1 protein-coding gene is annotated in these 571 nt (G+C 64.3%); it reads right to left on the bottom strand.

The window, feature by feature from the left end:
• The coding region (locus D3H34_RS33575; protein WP_147400642.1) for a cadherin-like domain-containing protein at positions 1-571 on the bottom strand (571 nt) is incomplete at both ends.

Genomic DNA, 571 nt, shown 5'->3' with positions numbered 1-571 from the left:
TTCCCTGAATGATGATGGTCAGGCGGGCGTCGGCCGTGGCGCCGGCGGTATCGCGCATGCGATAGCTGAAGGTTTCGCGCAGGGTTTCGCCGGCGGTGCGCAGCGCCTGCACGGCCGCATTGGCGTTGTCGATGGTATAGGTGTAGCTGCCGTCGGCGTTGAGCACCAGTTGCCCATAGCGGCCGACCAGCACTTGGCCGGCCGCGCCTGACTGGCCGGTTTCGTTGCTGACGCTGAGGACCTGCCTGGTTTCGCCGTTGGCGATGCTGTCCACGTCGCTGTCGTTGTTCAGCACATTGCCGGCCGCATCGCTGCCCGGGGTGGCGTTGTTGACGCCGCCTGCCTCGATCGCGACTGCGCTGTCATCGCGGGCGACCGGAGTGTCGTTGCGACCGTCCACGGTGATATGGATCTCGGCGCTGTCCGTGGCGCCCCAGATATCGACCATCGTGTAGCTGAACACATCGCTCAGGGTCTGGCCGCTTTGGCGCAGCGCCTGAACTTCGGCCAGGCTGTTGTCGATGGTGTAGACATAACTGCCATCGGCGTTGATGACCAGATCTCCATAGCG

Source organism: Acidovorax cavernicola, from assembly GCF_003581445.1.
The sequence above is the reverse complement of the archived record's forward strand: the minus strand, read 5'-3'. Positions and strand labels throughout refer to the sequence as shown.